At 56.9% G+C, this 15,261-nt stretch carries 11 protein-coding genes and 1 pseudogene; 10 read left to right on the top strand and 2 right to left on the bottom strand.

What is annotated here, in order from left to right; translation table 11 throughout:
• Positions 1–3: 3 nt before the first annotated feature.
• The 7 genes from IPP35_01435 to IPP35_01465 all read left to right on the top strand — a co-directional run bounded on the left by IPP35_01435 (position 4) and on the right by IPP35_01465 (position 10,458).
• Positions 4–1,581: a patatin-like phospholipase family protein gene (locus IPP35_01435; GenBank protein MBL0057799.1), complete on the top strand. Its 1,578-nt coding sequence runs from the start codon at positions 4–6 to the stop codon at positions 1,579–1,581.
• Between the two features lie 35 nt (positions 1,582–1,616).
• Positions 1,617–2,219 (top strand): hypothetical protein, encoded by a 603-nt coding sequence (locus IPP35_01440; GenBank protein ID MBL0057800.1) that lies wholly within the window; start codon positions 1,617–1,619, stop codon positions 2,217–2,219.
• A gap of 16 nt (positions 2,220–2,235) precedes the next feature.
• Complete coding sequence (locus IPP35_01445) at positions 2,236–4,956, top strand: glucosidase (GenBank protein MBL0057801.1); 2,721 nt, start codon at positions 2,236–2,238, stop codon at positions 4,954–4,956.
• Positions 4,957–5,093: 137 nt separating this feature from the next.
• Positions 5,094–6,581 carry an alpha-amylase gene (locus IPP35_01450; protein MBL0057802.1) on the top strand — a complete coding sequence of 496 codons (1,488 nt, stop codon included), beginning with the start codon at positions 5,094–5,096 and terminating at the stop codon, positions 6,579–6,581.
• Entirely contained in the window at positions 6,578–7,627 is a 1,050-nt protein-coding gene (locus IPP35_01455) for a glucose 1-dehydrogenase (protein ID MBL0057803.1), read from the top strand. The genes IPP35_01450 and IPP35_01455 overlap by 4 nt, the downstream gene beginning before the upstream one ends.
• A 117-nt stretch (positions 7,628–7,744) precedes the next feature.
• Positions 7,745–9,682: a lactonase family protein gene (locus tag IPP35_01460; protein ID MBL0057804.1), complete on the top strand. Its 1,938-nt coding sequence runs from the start codon at positions 7,745–7,747 to the stop codon at positions 9,680–9,682.
• The gene (locus IPP35_01465; GenBank protein ID MBL0057805.1) at positions 9,679–10,458 is read left to right on the top strand and encodes an aquaporin; all 780 of its coding nucleotides are present in this window, start codon (positions 9,679–9,681) and stop codon (positions 10,456–10,458) included. The genes IPP35_01460 and IPP35_01465 overlap by 4 nt, the downstream gene beginning before the upstream one ends.
• Before the next feature lie 168 nt (positions 10,459–10,626).
• Here IPP35_01465 and IPP35_01470 read toward each other — a convergent pair whose 3' ends face one another.
• Together IPP35_01470 and IPP35_01475 are read right to left on the bottom strand one after the other, a co-directional pair.
• On the bottom strand, positions 10,627–11,187 hold the full coding sequence (locus IPP35_01470) for a hypothetical protein (GenBank protein ID MBL0057806.1): 561 nt from the start codon (positions 11,185–11,187) through the stop codon (positions 10,627–10,629).
• The gene (locus IPP35_01475; protein ID MBL0057807.1) at positions 11,184–11,321 is read right to left on the bottom strand and encodes a hypothetical protein; all 138 of its coding nucleotides are present in this window, start codon (positions 11,319–11,321) and stop codon (positions 11,184–11,186) included. The genes IPP35_01470 and IPP35_01475 overlap by 4 nt, the downstream gene beginning before the upstream one ends.
• A 331-nt stretch (positions 11,322–11,652) precedes the next feature.
• Between IPP35_01475 and IPP35_01480 the strand changes: the two are divergent.
• The 3 genes and pseudogenes from IPP35_01480 (at position 11,653) to IPP35_01490 (ending at position 14,786) form a co-directional block, all read left to right on the top strand.
• Positions 11,653–12,997: pseudogene (locus IPP35_01480) on the top strand (aminotransferase class I/II-fold pyridoxal phosphate-dependent enzyme).
• A gap of 9 nt (positions 12,998–13,006) precedes the next feature.
• Positions 13,007–14,086 (top strand): 3-phosphoserine/phosphohydroxythreonine transaminase, encoded by a 1,080-nt coding sequence (serC, locus tag IPP35_01485; protein MBL0057808.1) that lies wholly within the window; start codon positions 13,007–13,009, stop codon positions 14,084–14,086.
• Positions 14,087–14,201: 115 nt separating this feature from the next.
• Positions 14,202–14,786 carry a MarC family protein gene (locus tag IPP35_01490; protein ID MBL0057809.1) on the top strand — a complete coding sequence of 195 codons (585 nt, stop codon included), beginning with the start codon at positions 14,202–14,204 and terminating at the stop codon, positions 14,784–14,786.
• Positions 14,787–15,261: the final 475 nt, after the last annotated feature.

Below are 15,261 nucleotides of genomic sequence, written 5' to 3' on the forward strand. Positions count from 1 at the left end.
TGTATGAAAAAGATCATCTTTTTAATCTGGGCCTTCCTGTTCGCCACGCAGGCTGGCATGACGGCTCCGGCGCCGCAAAAACTAGACAAACCCAAACGCCTTCGCATCGGACTGGTTTTGAGCGGGGGCGGCGCGCGCGGCGCGGCCCACGTGGGAGTGATCAAGGTTTTGGAGGAACTACGGATCCCCGTGGATTTCATTGCCGGAACCAGCATGGGGTCGGCAGTGGGCGGCTTGTACGCCTCTGGCCTCAATACAAAAGAGCTGGAAACGCTCTTTGCCAATTTTGATTGGAACGCGGCCTTCAATGATTCCCCGCCTCGACGCGAGCTCTCGTTTCGTCGCAAAAATGACGACCTGACCTTTTTGGTGAAAGCCCGCATCGGTGTTGGGGAAGGGGGAGCCAAACTTCCCTTGGGGTTCGTGGAGGGGCAGAACTTTGTGACGGAACTTCGAAAACTGTCCCACGTGACGGGTTCGGTGGCAAGTTTTGACGATCTTTCCATCCCGTTCCGCGCCATGGCGACGGATCTCGAAACAGGCAAATCGGTGGTGTTGGACAAAGGCGACTTGGTCAATGCCATCCGCGCCTCCATCGCCATTGCGCCCCTCTTCTCGCCCGTGGAAATCAACGGCCGGCTTTATGTGGATGGCGGCTATCTGAAAAACATTCCGGTCGATGTGGTTCAGAAAATGGGGGTGGATCGTCTCATCGTTGTGAATATCGGCACGCCTCTTTCAAAACGAAAAGACATCCACTCGGTTTTGGATGTGATTTCGCAGGTCGGTCGGCTCGGGGGCGAGGTGGCGGACGTCGAACAACTTTCCATGGTTGGAAAGGACGATTTGTTGATTCAGCCCGACTTGACGGGGCTCAGCTTTGTGGATTTCGGAAAGATCCCCGAAATCATCAAACGCGGGGAAGACGCCGCGCGGGGCATGGCCAAAAAATTGGCCCAGTTTTCTCTCTCCGCGGAAGAATATAAAAACTGGCGGGATTCTCTGGGAAAAACGCCGGAACTTCCCCGGGTGGACGGGATTGAGATCAAAAACGGAACCCGAATCTCCGACAGCGTTTTAAAACCCTTTGTGAGCCAGCCCCTGGGGGCGGCGCTGGATCCCGTCCGCATGCAGTCGGACCTGGCCCGGCTTTTCGGGCTGGGATATTTTGAGTGCATTGACTATCACTCCGAGAGCCGCGGGGACAAAAACATCGTGGTCATTGAGGCGCCTCGAAAAAGCTGGGGACCGGATTATTTAAAACTGGGTTTTAAAATGGCTGAAGATTTCAAAGGTCACGGGGACTACGGGATCACGGCTCGGTATCAACGGACAGAACTCAATGAATTAGGCGCCGAACTTCAAGTCGACGGCAACGTGGGCCTGAATTCGGGGGTTTCCGCGGAACTCTATCAGCCCATCGGAAAAGTTCCCCGCCATTTAAGTTATGGGGCCCCCTATTTTATTTTCGTGAAAGGCTGGCTTCAACAAAACAACCAAGCCATCCTCGTCAATGAAGGCAACGAGTTGCCTTTCCGCGATCAACATTCCGGCGTGGGCGGCGGCGGGGGCGGAGTTTAGGCAATTGGGGCCAAATCCGATTGGGACTCGGGTGGGTGGATCAGAATTATCACACGCCCACGGCCCCGGATTATTTACTGAAATACAGTCAAGTGGAAGGGGTCGGCCAATTATCTTTCGATACGGTGGACGACGCCAGCTTTCCTCGCCATGGATTCTTGGGAGAAATCGGCGGTCGGATGACCGGAACGTCGGTGGGGGCTCCGGCGGCCGCGTCCATGGGAAGCGTCAGCGCCATGGGGGCTTTTTCCAGCGAACGGCACACGGTCCGGCTGAAAGGGCAGTGGGCGAACAATTTCAATAACACCCAGGAAAACTCCTACCTTCAACGCTTGGGCGGGTTTCTTAACTTGGGAGGCTACAGCCAAAACAGCTTGATTGGAACAGAAAAAGCCCTGGCCCAAACTCAATATCTTTACAAGGTCGGGGAGTTGGGCGGGAAACCGTTTTACGGGGGCGCGGCCGCGGAATGGGGCGGCGTGTGGAATGACGGCAACGAATTTGACGCCATCGAAGGGCTTTTTTCGGGAACCGTGATGGTCGGTCTCGACACCGGGATCGGCCCCGCCTACCTCGGTTATTCCAAAGGGGAAGGGAAAGCCAAAAGTGTCTATCTTTACGTTGGGCAAGCGTTCTAGTCAGGGGGGGGGCCCTATGAATTTTGAACAAACGCGGTTAGAAGAAGCCCGAACCAAAAAGGCGGACTGGAAAAAGTGGGGGCCTTACCTTAGCGAACGACAGTGGGGAACGGTGCGCGAAGATTACAGCGAACACGGCGATGCCTGGAGTTATTTTCCCCATGACCACGCCCGCTCGCGCGCCTATCGCTGGGGGGAAGATGGACTGGCCGGCATTTCTGACGAGAAACAAAATCTGTGTTTTTCCTTGGTCCTTTGGAACGGGAAAGATCCCATTTTAAAGGAACGACTTTTCGGCCTCACCGGGCCCGAGGGGAACCACGGGGAAGACGTGAAGGAATATTATTTTTACGTGGACTCCACGCCCACCCATTCCTACATGAAATATCTTTACAAATATCCCCAGGCGGCCTACCCCTACGACAATCTCGTGTCCACCAACCGGGAACGCGGGCGGGGAAAACCGGAATACGAATTGCTGGACACCGGTGTGTTTGACAAAAACGCCTATTTCGATGTGTTTGTGGAATACGCCAAAGCCTCTCCCGATGACATGCTTATTCAAATCACGGTCCATAACCGGGGCGCTCAATCCGCGACGCTCGAACTTTTGCCCACCCTCTGGTTTCGCAATGACTGGTCCTGGGGGGAGCCCGTCCCGCGCCCTTCTCTTCGTCAAGTGGCGCAGGATAAAACAGGGGGCGTGGTGGCCCTCTCCCACCGGGAATTGGGGGACCGTTATTTTTTCGCGGAAGGAAACACGGAACTTCTGTTCACCGAAAACGAAACCAACACGGCGCGGCTCGTCGGAACCCCCAACGCGACGCCTTACGTGAAAGACGCCTTCGACAACTATATCGTTCACGGGAAAAAAGAGGCGGTGAACCCGGCCAAGAAGGGAACGAAAGCCGCGGCCCGTTATTCTCTCACGGTGGGCGCCGGAAAATCTCAAACAGTGCGTCTCCGGCTCACGGACCATTTGGAGAAGGACATTAAGAAATCGCTGGCGACTCAGTTTGGGAAACCGTTTGAGACCGTGTTCAGTTCTCGACTCGAGGAAGCCGACGCGTTTTACGCGGACGTGATTCCGTCGACGTTCAACCCTGACCAGGCTCTCGTCATGCGCCAAGCCTTGGCTGGCATGCTCTGGTCCAAACAATGGTTTTATTACGACGTCGGCAAGTGGCTGAAACAGCACGACATTAAACCGAACAAAGCGACCCGCAACGATCGTTGGGGCCACATGAAAAACGCCGACGTGCTTTCCATGCCGGACAAATGGGAATACCCCTGGTACGCCGCCTGGGATCTCGCGTTTCACGTCACGGCCTTGGGGCTGGTGGACGGTGATTTCGGCAAAGAGCAATTGGAGCTCATGCTCAAGAACCGCTACCTCCACCCGAGCGGCCAGATCCCGGCCTACGAGTGGAATTTCGGTGACGTGAACCCCCCGGTCCATGCCTGGTCGACGATCTTCACGTATTTGGGGGAGAAGGCCGATCAAGGGAAAGGCGACTTGGCCTTTCTCGAACGGTCTTTCCACAAACTTCTGTTAAACTTCAACTGGTGGGTGAATCGGAAAGACCGAGCCGGGAACAACGCCTTCGAAGGCGGATTTTTGGGCCTGGACAACATCGGGGTCTTTGACCGATCCTCGGCTCTTCCGACCGGCGGCTATCTGGAACAAGCCGATGGCACCGCCTGGATGGCGCTCTTTTGTCAAAACATGGTCGAGATCAGCGTGGAACTCGCGTTAAATAATCCGGCCTATCTGAACCTCGTGTCGAAATTTATCGAGCATTTCCTCATGATCGCGTCGGGGATGATTCGGTCCAAAGAGGAATTCGGCATGTGGGACGAAGAGGACGGCTTCTTCTACGACGTACTCAAGCTCCCTGACGGAAAGGCGGAGCGGCTAAAAGTACGTTCAATGGTGGGCCTCCTGCCTCTCTGCGCGGTGACGATCTTTGAACGGGACATCCGCGCGAAATATCCCGAGATGCCAAAAATCCTCGGTGATTATCTCAAAGAACGTCCGGAACTGACCGCATTTATTCACGATTTCAAGAAACCGGGAGTCAACGAGCGGGTTCTGGGATCGATCCTGAACGAAACCAACTTACGCCGGGTGCTCCAGATCATGCTCGACGAAAAAGAGTTCTTGAGCGATTATGGAATTCGAGCGATTTCCCGCATTCACAAAGACAAACCCTATGTCTATCGGGTGGGCGACCAGGAGCATCGGGTGTCGTATCTTCCCGGCGAATCGGACAACGGCATGTTCGGCGGGAATTCCAACTGGCGCGGCCCCATTTGGATGCCCGTCAACATCCTGATCCTGCGCGCACTCTTGCAATTTTACCTCTATTACGGCGATTCCTTCACCATTGAATGCCCGACAGGGTCCGGGAAAATGATGAACCTCTACGACGTGGCGAAAGAAATCGGTCGGCGGCTCACGAGCATTTTCCTCAAAGATAAAAACGGCCATCGCCCGGTGCATGGGACGGAACAGAAATTCCAGGAAGACCCTTTCTGGAAAGATTTTCCCTTGTTCTATGAATACTTCCATGGAGACACCGGTCGAGGCGTTGGCGCCAGCCACCAGACGGGTTGGACCGGAGTCATCACGGTCGTCATGCATCTCTTTGAGACCGTGGAAGCCAATCGCGTGCTGGCGGAGGGCAAATCGAAAATGGTCGGCGCCAAGCGGAGCGCACCGCGCGCCGGAAAGTGAAAACGACTCAGGTGTTTTTCCCTCTCCTCTTGGGAGAGGGAAAGGTGAGGGACTATTTTCCTGTCGAACAAGCAACTCAACCCCTCATCCGCCCCTCCGGGGCACCTTCTCCCAAGAGGAGAAGGTGCTGAGATAAAATGAGCCCACACTACCCATCTCTCTACCAAATCAACACCCGCGTCTGGCTGACGGAGCTGTCCCGGAAACTGGGACGACCCGCCACCCTGGACGACGTGCCGGACGCCGACCTAGACCACTGGAAGCAAATGGGGTTCGATTGGATCTGGTTTTTAAGCGTCTGGAAAACGGGGGCGAAGGGCCGCGACGTCTCTCGCTTGGAACCGGGATGGCGAAAAGAGTTTTTAGAAACCCTCCCCGACCTTCGCGAGGAGGACATCGGCGGGTCTGGGTTCGCCATCACCGGTTACACGGTCCATCCGGATTTGGGGGGGGGAGAGGCCCTGGCCCGGCTGAGGGAGCGTTTGCAAAAGCGCGGGTTGAAGCTGATGCTGGATTTTGTCCCCAACCACATGGGCCTCGACCACCCGTGGATCGACGAACACCCGGACTATTTTATTCCGGGGACCGAAGCGGACGTGAAGGGCGCGCCGCAAAACTTCACCCGCCTTAAAACGCGGCGGGGCGAAGAGATTTTTGCCTATGGACGGGACCCGTATTTCGCCGGTTGGCCCGACACCCTCCAATTGAATTACGCCAACCCCGCCACCCAGGACGCCATGATCGCCGAGCTGGTCAACATCGCCCGGCAATGCGATGGCGTGCGGTGCGACATGGCCATGTTGGTCCTGCCGGACATTTTCGAGCGCACCTGGGGGAGGCGTTCGCCTCCTTTTTGGACAAAGGCGACCCAAACCGTTCGGGCCCAAAATCCAACATTCTGTTTCATGGCGGAAGTGTATTGGGACATGGAATGGACGTTACAGCAACAAGGGTTCGATTACGCTTATGACAAACGCTTATACGACCGATTGCGCGAGGGACACGCGCGACCCGTGCGGGAACATCTCATGGCAGAGATCGGTTATCAAAATAAGTTGGCGCGCTTTTTGGAAAATCACGACGAACCCCGCGCCGCCGCGACCTTTGAACCGGCCCAACATCAAGCCGCGGCGATCATCACGTTTCTGTCCCCCGGCCTCCGGTTTTTCCATCAGGGGGAATTTGAAGGCCGCAAAAAACGGATCTCTCCGCACCTGGTTCGAGGGCCGGCGGAACCGATCAATGAATCGATTCGTGGATTTTATGAAAAACTGTTGGCTGTTCTACGAGACCCGGTTGTGCGCGAGGGCCAATGGCGCCTACTGGAATGTCGTTCCGCGGTGGACGGCAACGGTTCCTGGGACTCTTTTCTGGTGTTTCTCTGGGAATGGGATGGAGGAAAACGCCTCCTTGTGACGATAAATTATGCGGCCCACTCAAGCCAGTGTTTCGTTCCGCTTCCCTTGCCGGACGTGGCCCGTCACTCGGTCCGGCTGAAAGACAAAATGAGCCCCGCCTGTTACGATCGATCGGGAGGTGACCTCCTGTCTCAAGGCTTATTTCTTGACCTCCCTCCGTGGGGATATCATGTTTTTGATGTAATAAAAAAAGAGGTAAAACTATGAAAGCCATTACCGTTGAACCCAAAAAAGTCGGAAGCGCCCGGTTGGAAGAAGTCGCCGAACCGGATGCGCGTGAAGGCTCGGTGCTGGTGGAAGCCATCGCGGTGGGCGTGTGCGGGACCGACGTGGAAATTGCCGAGGGAAAATACGGCTGGGCCCCGCCGGAACAATCCCGCTTGGTGTTGGGCCATGAATCTTTGGGGCGGGTCATCGATCCCGGCCCCAGGAGCGGTCTCAAAAAAGGCGACCTGGTGGTGGGCATCGTTCGACGACCCGACCCCGTTCCTTGCCCCAATTGCGCCGTGGGCGAATGGGACATGTGCCGAAACGGGCAGTACACGGAACGGGGAATCAAACAAATTAACGGGTTCATGTCGGAACGGTGGCGGATTGAACCGGAATACACCATTAAGCTCGACCCGACGTTGGGGCTCCTCGGCGTGTTGTTAGAACCCACCACGGTGGTCACGAAAGCCTGGGAAATGGCTCTCGCCATGGGCCAGCGCTTTTTCTGGGAACCGCGGAAAGTTTTGGTGACCGGCGCCGGCCCCATTGGTCTTTTGGCCGCCATGATCGGGGTCCAGCGCGGGCTGGAGGTCCATGTGTTGGATCGTGTGAATTCCGGTCCCAAGCCAGAATTGGTCAAGGCCCTGGGGGCCACCTATCACTCCGGCTCAGCCGCCGATATCGACTTCGAAGTGGATATCGTTATTGAGTGCACCGGGGTGGGACAGGTCATTGGGGACTCCATGCTGAAATTGGGGGCCGGGGGTGTGTTTTGTTTTACGGGCGTGGGAACCGGTGGGATCCGTTCCCGAGTGAGCGTGGCCGACGCGGGGGCCCTCTGGGTTCTGAAAAACCTTGCGCTTGTGGGAAGCGTCAACGCGAATAAACGCCACTGGTACAAAGGGGGAGAAGCCCTGGCCAAAGCGGACCGCGCATGGCTGGCCAAGCTCATCACCCGATCGGAAACCCCCGCCAATTTCCAAAAAGCCTTCGACCGAAAACCCGACGACATCAAAGTCGTCATCCAATTCGCCCAAGCGTGAGCCTTTTTAGCGGTTTCCCTCTCCCGCTTGCGGCTCATCGCAGAGCTCTGGGCACCTGGGGCGCCAGGGGCGCTGATGCGGGAGAGGTGATTGTCTTGCGCAGGACGATCAAACACGTTGAATATTCTCAAAAATAATAAATTAACCAGTCTTTGGCTCTCCCTTCTGGCGTCCGCCCTTCACAGCGCGACCCCAGCCCAACAGCTGTATATTGGGACTTACTCCGGGGGCCACAGCGAGGGCATTTACAACGCCCCCTTCGACCCGGCCACGGGCGATATTGGCCCGGTGGAGCTCGCCGCCAAAACCGAGAACCCGTCATTCCTAACAACGGATGCGACCGGACGATTCCTCTACGCGGTGAACGAAACCGACACGTTCAACGGCGACCCCACCGGCGGCGTGAGCGTATTTGAGACCGGGCGAGGGTGGCGGGGCCTAAAACTCCTCCAGCAGGTGTCGTCGCTCGGCGCGGCGCCGGCGCACCTTTCCCTGGACCGCTCGGGCCGGTTCCTGCTCGTGGCAAACTATAACGGCGGTAACGTCGCTGTTTTTCCCGTGGAGGAAGACGGAAAGCTGGGCCCCGCCAGCGCGTTTGTTCAGGAGTCCGGGGTGGGCGTGGACCGGGACCGCCAAGCGGGGCCCCACGCTCATTTCATCCAGACCACCCGTGACAATCGGTTCGCCCTGAACGCGGACCTGGGGTTGGACAAAGTGTTTATCTATCGCTTCAACAGCTCCACCGGCACATTGACCGCCGGCGCCCCGCCCTTTGTCAAAATGAATCCCGGCGCTGGACCCCGGCACCTCGCCTTCGCGCCCTTTAACGGTTTCGTTTACGTCCTGAACGAGTTGTCGTCCACCGTGACTGTGATCGCCCAAAACTCTTCCCAGGGGACATGGCGCATCGTCCAGAGTCTGTCCACCCTTCCGAAGAAATTTTCGGGCGAAAACACCGCGGCAGAGATCGCGGTGGATCCCCAAGGGCGGTTCCTTTACGTGTCCAACCGGGGCCACGACAGTTTGGGGGTATTCCGCATCCGTGCGAAAGATGGCCGGGTGTCGCCCGTGGAGTGGGTCTTCAGCGGCGGCAAAACGCCTCGCCACTTCGCCATCGATCCGAGCGGTCAATGGCTGTTGGCCGCAAACCAAAACTCCGACCATGTTCAACCTTTCCGAATCAATCCAAACAACGGCCGACTGACGCGGCACGGGGATGCGTTGCCTGTGCCTACCCCTGCCTGCGTTCTCTTCGCCAACGTTCTCCTTTCGACGGAAGCCGCCGCCGCGTTGCCGTCAGCCCAGGAGGAGGTCGGAAACGACCCCACCGTCCTCCGGTCACGCTTTGAACTGGGAGATGAATATTTCAATAATTCCGGCGGTCCGGATTGGCATTTGCTCACCGCGCGCGTGGATGGGGCCCCAACTCCCAAACTCGGTTTCCGTTTAGATCTGCCTTACATGTTCCTTGTTCCCCAAGGATATCCCCACTCCATGGATCGCGGTTTGGCGGACGTGATGTTTCGCGGTTCGGCCGTGATTAAAAAGACTCCCCGGGCAGGGTTCACCGCCTATTGCGATTTGTGGTTCGATACGGCCGAGTCGGCGGATTTTGGATTGGGAAAATACAGCGCCGGTCCCGCGGTGGCTGTGGCGGGGATGAATCCTTTCAAGGACACCCTGTTGTCGGCTTCGCTCCAACACAAGTTTTCTTACGCTGGAGACTCCGCCCGCACCGACATTCGACGGACACGAGTGGAATTTATTATGGACAAATCGTTCCGAGAACGACAATGGATCGTTTTGAATCCCGTCATCTTTATGGATTGGGTCACTGACAAAAGCGCCGGCGACCTTGAATGCGAAACGGGCGTGAGGATGGGGGATCATTGGGTTCTCTGGGCTCGTCCTGGAGTTGGGTTGTGGGGCCAGGAAGTGTCCGGCGGATACAATTCCTATCTTCAGGCTGGGGCACGATACATTTTCGGTCAACCGCTCCGGGAAAAGTTTCTTGGCGATTTGAGACGCACGGGGAGTCGGGGAGCGAATAAATGAACTTGCTTAAAGGATTTCATTTTCCCTGGAAAAAGTGTTCCGCGGAACTCATAGGGACAGGGGGGCTTGTCCTGGGTGGGCTTTCGGTGGTCATTTTTATGTTTGGCACCGGCTCGCCCATGGCGGCCCTGATCCCCAGCGAGGGAATCCGGCGTTTGATCACGGGGTTCCTGTTTGGGTCAACCGGCGCCTGCATCGCGCTTTCCCCAGTGGGGAAAATCAGCGGGGCGCACATTAACCCGGTGGTCACCATGGCCTTTCGGCTCATGGGCAAACTCGATGTCCGAACGACCGTTGGTTACATCCTGGCCCAGCTGGCGGGGGCGGTCTTGGGGTGTTTGCCTTTGTTTTTGTGGGGAGCCATGGGCCGGAGCGTGGACTTCGGCGCCACCGTTCCGGGCCCGCGCTTTGCGCTCTCCACAGCGCTGGGGGGGGAAATCCTGACGACGTTCATCATGGTCTCGCTCCTCGCCGTCTTTCTCGGGTTCCGAACGATCCGCCCCTTCACCCCGGCCCTCTTCCCTCCGCTTTATTCCCTGATGGTCTGGTGGGAGTCCCCGATCTCAGGCACCAGCACCAACCCAGCCCGGACGTTTGGCCCCGCCGTCATCACTGGGATTTGGGATGGAGGGTGGATCTATTGGATCGGACCCATGGTCGGCATGTTTCTGGCCGTCCTCGCCTGTAGCGCCCTGGCCAAGCGCATCGAAGGCGCCAAACTTTATCACTTCGACAACCCGAACGACCGATTTTTCCGATCGCAGAAACGTTTGTAGGCGGCCGCAGACCGCTTCTTTTGATTTTATGGTCCTGAGAAAAAGGGGGACGGGATTGTTTCCCAACGGGGATTCCCCGGATGGATCGGGGCCATCGTCGATTGTCTTCCAAAAAGAAAAGCTCTCCCTTTCCAGACGGGGAAACCGGGGCGGCTGAGTGTTTCGAGGTTATGGGAAACAGAAAGAAAAACCCAGGAGGATTTGGTCGGTGGCGAAGGAGGCTTCGAAACGAGTGTTGGAGGTGGGGAAGAGCGGTGAATGGGTGGTGAGAAAATCGACGTCAAAGGCGACGTGGCGGTATTCCAGAAAGAAGCCGTGGGATTCCCAGGGTTGCACGGCCAGCCCGGCCGACAGATAAGGGGCCACAAGGCCGGTGGAGGATTCCCCGGTGTTCGTCCAGGGGCTAATGAAGGTGTGGCCGGTTATGCCGTTCACGCTGGCGCGAACGTCGGCGAGCAAAACCGAAAGGCCCCCGAACCCATAGATTTGCGCGCGGGCCGCGGAGTGGTTCGAGGGGATTCCCAGGGGGATTCGAAGTCCTCCGAAAACGGACGCTGGGAAAACGTTGGCGTTCAGGACGGCGCTGTTAAACTCGTAGTAGCTGATATCGCCGCCCAAGCCCGCCCACGGCGCCCTCTCAAACCAACAGAGGACCCTTCCCCCGAACACGGGCGAGGCTGAACCGTTCACGGTGAGGTGTAGGTTTTGGGGCGGAGACGTTTGATTCACGAACAAGTCCGCAGGTCGGTGCTGTGCCGTGCCCGCGTACGAATCGAGAACGACCCGGCCCGGGTCGTGACCCCGAGCATCAAGCTCAACAATACCGCCACTCCCAAGACCCGTCGGAACAAAAGCCCCGTCATGGAAAGCCCCCTGCCAAACTCACCGGGCCGCCCGCCCCGGCACGGGTGACGTCGCGACCCTTTTTCCAGTTGGGCATAGGGTATGAATTTAAACCAGGCTCCGTCCATGACCTTCGTCAGGGAATCCGTTTGGGACGGTCGGAAATTCGACGATGGAGGGCCCACTGCGCTGAAAGGTTCGAATCCGCGAGAGTTGGAGAGGCGCCCAGAAGGCTATGACGCCCAGGTCCACTTCCTTTGTTCAAGTGGTCGTTGAAAGAATAATCGATATGTTTATGGTCCGGTTTTTATAAAATATATCTTTTCCCCACTGATGAGAGGAGACTTGGTGATGAGCCACCCGTTAGCCGTTGAACTTAATGAAATAATTAAAAGCGAGGCGCCGGAAATTTTTTCCATGATGTCGGCTCTCGGGCGTGAATTTTATTTTCCCAAGGGCATTCTGACCCAGACCGCGGAGGCGCGACAGAAAGCCAAACGGTTCAACGCCACCATCGGCATCGCCAAAGAAAAAGGCGGGCCCATGTTCTTGCCCGCCGTGATGGACCTGCTCCCCAAATTCTCGCCTCAGGAAGCGTTGAACTACGCCCCGTCCTTTGGCACCCCCGAACTTCGCCAGGCTTGGAAAAAAGAACTGTTGGAAAAGAATCCGTCGTTATCAGCCGCCGCCGTGGGCACGCCGGTGGTGACTTGCGGGATCACCCATGGGTTGAGCGTTGCGGCGGATATGTTCTCCGACCCGGGTGACGTGGTGTTTGTTCCGGACCAATTGTGGGAAAATTACCATATGGTGTTCGGCCTTCGTCGGGGCGCGCGCATGGCGCGGTACCCCCTGTTCTCTAAAGCGGGCGGATTTGACGTCGACGGTTTCACCGCCGCCCTACGGGCCGTGAGGCCGGGCGAAAAGGCGCTCGTCCTCCTAAATTTTCCCAACAATCCCACGGGCTATACGCCCACGGAAACAGAGGCCGACGCCATCGCCAACGCGCTCGTGAATTTGGCCCAGGGCGGTCGTCGGTTCGTGGCCCTCTGTGACGATGCCTATTTTGGTTTGGGATATGAACCGCTGGTGGCAACAAGAATCCCTTTTCGCTAAGTTGGTTCAGCGCCATGTCAATATCCTTCCCATTAAGTTAGATGGCGCGACCAAGGAAGATTACGTGTGGGGTCTTCGCGTGGGATTTCTGACGTTTCCCGGCCCGGCGAAAGTGGCCGAGGCCCTGGAGAAAAAGGCCGCGGGGGTCGTCCGTGGGGCGATCTCCAATGTTTCCCAGTTGTCCCAAAGCGTGGTTCTGAAGGCCATGACCGCTCCCTCGTATAAAGCGGACAAACGGCAGAAATATGACGTGATGAAGGCGCGCTACGACAAGGTGAAAGACGTTCTCGCTCAGCCGGAATACGCCGACGTTTGGACACCGTACCCGTTTAACTCCGGTTATTTTTTTTCCATGAAATTAAAAGGGTTGAATGCCGAAGCCTATCGGCTTTATTTGCTGGACAAGCATGGGGTGGGCCTGATCGCCACGGCCCCGACCGACGTGCGCGTGGCCTTCTCTTGTTTGGCCGTGGGAGAAGTGGAACCCATGTTTTCCCTCATGCGGCAGGCCGCCCTGGAATTAAAGGGCGATCCCATGGCGACGGATTTGACTCGGTACGCCGAAGCGTTCAAAGAATAGGAGACGACCATGACACGAGTGAAATATAATTTTAGCGCGGGCCCGGCGGTTTTGCCGGAAGAAGTCCTTAAAGAAGCGTCCCAGTCCGTGGTGGATTGCGGCAACACCGGGCTCTCTGTTTTGTGCATGAGCCACCGTGGCGGCACCTACGAGGCCTTGCACATGGAAGCGTTGGGCAATGTGAGGAGCCTTCTCCGCGTGCCACCCGAGTTCGCCGTTTTGTTTTTGCAAGGCGGCGCCACCCAGCAATTTTCCCAGGTGGCCATGAACCTGGCGGGGGGGAAACCTGCCGACTACACCCTCACCGGCCAATGGGCCGACGGGGCGTTTAAAGAGGCGGGGAAGGTGGCCGCGGTGCGCGTGGCGGCCGACAGCCGAAAGATTCAACCCGCGCGTGTTCCCCTCGCATCGGAAATTAAAGTGTCCCCCGATGCCGCGTATTTGCATATGACCTCCAACGAAACGGTGGACGGCATTCAATGGTCGGTGTTTCCAGATTCCCCGGTGCCCCTCGTCGGCGATATGAGCTCCGATATTATGAGTCGCGAAATTCCCTGGAACCGATTCGGACTGGTGTATGCGGGCGCGCAGAAGAATCTCGGGCCCGCCGGAGTGACGGTCGTGATCGTGAGGAAAGATTTGGCGGAAAAGGCCCCTACGAGCCTGCCCGCCATGTTGCGCTACCAAACCCACGTGGAGAAAGATTCCCTTCACAACACCCCGCCCTGCTTCTCGATTTACGTGCTCGCTCTGGTGACTCGGTCGGTGAAAGCCCAGGGCGGGGTGGCGGCCATGGAAACCCGCAACCGCGCCAAAGCCGCTCAATTGTATGCCGCCATCGACGGTTCGGGTTTTTATAAAGGCACGGTCGACAAGGCCTATCGGTCCATCATGAACGTGACCTATCGTCTGCCGAACGAAGACCTGGAAAAGCTGTTCCTGAAAGAGGCCGAGGCGGCAGGTCTGTCGGGCCTAAAAGGACACCGCGCCGTGGGTGGATTGCGCGCCTCAATCTACAACGCCATGCCGGCCGCCGGCGTTGATGCCCTCATCCAATTCATGGCCGATTTCCAAAAACGGCACGGCTAAAGATCGATTTGCCATTGCCCCTGAGAGGAGGGGTCGAGTCCCTTGGGGGGCCATTCCCAGGGCGACTGGATCCGATTTAACCTAAAGAAGCGGTGTCTTTTGATATCATAGGGCCATGGAAATGTTCTGGAGCGTGTTCATTCCGCTTTTTGTGGCGATTGATATATTCGGGACGGTGCCGATTTTCCTTGGGATGATGGGGGGGGTTGAAAGATCCCGACGCAGGAAAATTACCCTTCAAGCTGTCCTCACAGCGTTTGGGATTTCCCTTTTATTCTTGGTGGCGGGACGGACGATCTTCCGACTTCTCGGTATCACGGCGGATGATTTCCGCATCGGCGGCGGCCTTGTGCTCTTGGTGCTGGCCATCTCGGACCTGCTGTTTTCGAAAAAAACAGGGCGGGACCCCGACGAAAGCGCCGGGGTGGTGCCCCTGGGAACGCCTCTCATTATCGGTCCGGCCGCTCTGACGACAATTCTCATGCTGATGGACCACCACGGGGGAACCTGGACCCTTTTGTCGTTGGGGGCCAACCTCTCCCTCGTTTGGCTCGCCCTCACTTTTGCAACGCCCCTGGCGCGGTTCTTCCATCCCGCCGGCCTCAAAGCCCTCTCCAAGGTCGTACATATTTTCCTGGCGGCCATCGCCGTCATGATGATTCGCCTGGGGGTCATCGGATTAATCGGCCTTCACCGCTAACCTAAAAACATAAAGGCACGGTTAATTTGAATCAATTTCTTTCCACAATAAATGATCTACAATTATGGTGATGTCAAAGAAAAATCTTTTCAAGTTCAAGATCACCGACGCCCTCGTTCGACACGACGGCATGGGCCGGGTTTTTCCGACTGACAAAAGACCTGCCTCCAATAACAGATGGCGATGACGGCGGATTGTTTTTCTGAGTTCAAGGCCAACAATCTCCTGATCGCTTTTGTGGCATTGTTTATTTCCTCATCTTTTTTTTGTGTGGTTTATACTTTGTCGTAGGGGGGGTGACGACCCCCCGTCGAATTTCGGGCCCCCCTCATTTTTGAAACTTGCGTTCGACATTCCATGTCTCGGCATGAGCCCTGGGTCTTTGCTCCCTCTTCCGATTCTTTCAGGAGGAAAATAGCCATTGAAAAATAGCCTTTTTGGGGTTAAATAAGGGAAATTAAAGGAGTTACGAACC

The sequence above is a fragment of the Elusimicrobiota bacterium genome, from assembly GCA_016721625.1.
Taxonomy (GTDB): Bacteria; Elusimicrobiota; Elusimicrobia; order FEN-1173; family FEN-1173; genus JADKHR01.

Bases quoted from the DNA above. Each gene is read 5' to 3' on its own strand.
- IPP35_01465 (MBL0057805.1), top strand. From the start codon at position 9,679: ATGAACTTGCTTAAAGGATTTCATTTTCCCTGGAAAAAGTGTTCCGCG.
- IPP35_01450 (MBL0057802.1), top strand. From the start codon at position 5,094: ATGAGCCCACACTACCCATCTCTCTACCAAATCAACACCCGCGTCTGG.
- IPP35_01435 (MBL0057799.1), top strand. From the start codon at position 4: ATGAAAAAGATCATCTTTTTAATCTGGGCCTTCCTGTTCGCCACGCAG.
- IPP35_01490 (MBL0057809.1), top strand. From the start codon at position 14,202: ATGGAAATGTTCTGGAGCGTGTTCATTCCGCTTTTTGTGGCGATTGAT.
- IPP35_01455 (MBL0057803.1), top strand. From the start codon at position 6,578: ATGAAAGCCATTACCGTTGAACCCAAAAAAGTCGGAAGCGCCCGGTTG.
- IPP35_01445 (MBL0057801.1), top strand. From the start codon at position 2,236: ATGAATTTTGAACAAACGCGGTTAGAAGAAGCCCGAACCAAAAAGGCG.
- serC (MBL0057808.1), top strand. From the start codon at position 13,007: ATGACACGAGTGAAATATAATTTTAGCGCGGGCCCGGCGGTTTTGCCG.
- IPP35_01475 (MBL0057807.1), bottom strand. From the start codon at position 11,321: ATGACGGGGCTTTTGTTCCGACGGGTCTTGGGAGTGGCGGTATTGTTG.